Origin of the sequence: Lacticaseibacillus saniviri JCM 17471 = DSM 24301, from assembly GCF_001311785.1 — a bacterium.
Lineage (GTDB): Bacteria > Bacillota > Bacilli > Lactobacillales > Lactobacillaceae > Lacticaseibacillus > Lacticaseibacillus saniviri.
Window position 1 is genome coordinate 1 of record NZ_BBBX01000059.1, and the last position, 1502, is coordinate 1502.

The 1502-nt window shown below is 42.9% G+C and carries 2 protein-coding genes; both read left to right on the plus strand.

The genetic code is table 11. From position 1 onward, the window contains the following. Nucleotides 1-53: 53 nt before the first annotated feature. Complete coding sequence (locus JCM17471_RS13115; protein WP_054778171.1) at nt 54-605, plus strand: helix-turn-helix domain-containing protein; 552 nt, start codon at nt 54-56, stop codon at nt 603-605. An 8-nt stretch (nt 606-613) separates the two neighbouring features. Further along, nucleotides 614-1465 (plus strand): IS3 family transposase, encoded by an 852-nt coding sequence (locus tag JCM17471_RS13120; RefSeq protein ID WP_263849519.1) that lies wholly within the window; start codon nt 614-616, stop codon nt 1463-1465. Nucleotides 1466-1502 lie beyond the last annotated feature (37 nt).

Consider the following 1502-nt stretch of genomic DNA (forward strand, 5'->3'; position numbering starts at 1 on the left):
GAAGTGCCCCATAATTGTTAGACAAGCATGTCTAACAATTATGGGGTATTTTAATGACTAAATATAGCAACGAATTTAAAAGTAGAGCCGTAAAGCGTTACCTCAATGGCGGTATTAGCCTCGCTGATGTCTGTCAGGAGTTTGACATACCAAGCCATCGCACATTGCAGGAGTGGGTTTCTCATGCTCAAAGTCATGGGCTTGAGTCACTACGTGTCAAACATTCTAGAACAAACTATCCTCAAGAATTTAAGTTGGCCGTGGTACATTATCTTCATACACATCAAACTAGTCGTGCCCAGACCGCCGCGCACTTTGGTATCAGTTCAAGCCAAGTAAATGCTTGGGATCGAATTGTGCGAGAACAAGGTGTTGTTGGTCTGCGTCCGAAACCCAAAGGGAGACAACCATCAGATATGGCAAAACACAAGACAAATAAGCCTATCAAGCCGATAAAACGGCTTGAACCAACCCAAGAAGAGAAATACCAACAGGAAATTCTTGAACTCAAGCAGAAACTCCATAAAGCAGAACTGGACCGTGATATTTTAAAAGCATACGCGACCTTGACGAAGAAGCCGGGCAAAACATCTCAACACAAGTAAAAGCCGGTATCGTCACTTCTTTAAGGTCGCAATATGGGCTGAAAGAACTACTTGAAACCGTCGAATTACCACGAGCTACTTACTATGATCGTTTGAAGCGAGCCCAGAAGCCTGATAAATATGCGAAAGTGAAGGCGTTTATTAAGGCCCTCTATTATGGATCTGACGAAACCTACGGTTATCGTCGAATTCATGATGAGGCGATTAACCATGGCTTTAACTACGCAGAAGAAACGTACCGACGATTAATGAGCGATATGGGCCTTAAAGTGACTGTGTATTCCAAACATACGTCTCAATATCATTCCTACAAGGGTGAAGTTGGTAAGACAGCGCCTAATCTTCTTAAACAGAAATTTGATGCTAAACAGCCATTGACCGCCCTTCATACTGATGTCACTCAGGTTCGACTCTATAATGGCCAATGGGGTTATATTTCAGTTATCACCGATGAAGCTAGTCGAGAAGTCCTTTCAGCTGTCGTGAGTGGTTCACCGAACAAAGCTCTTATTCAAGCCACACTTGATGAGCTTCAACCACGACTGACAGAAAGCTCTGAACCAATTCTGCACTCAGATCAAGGCTGGCAGTATCAACTACCGGCCTACCAGAAACGTCTGAAATCACTAGGTGTTATCCAAAGTATGTCCCGTAAGGGAAATTGTCATGATAATGCACCGGTAGAGAGCTTTTTCAGTCTCATGAAGCGAGAATGCTTAAACAGGTATCGAATTAACGATTTGTCTGGACTCAAAGAACTGGTCAATCGCTATGTGCAGTGGTTCAATAACGTACGCATCTCAAGAAACACAAATGGCTTGACCCCTGTTGAATACAGGAATCAAGCCATGGTTGCTTAATAAAATCAAACTTGTCTAACTTTTCTATGGCACTTCA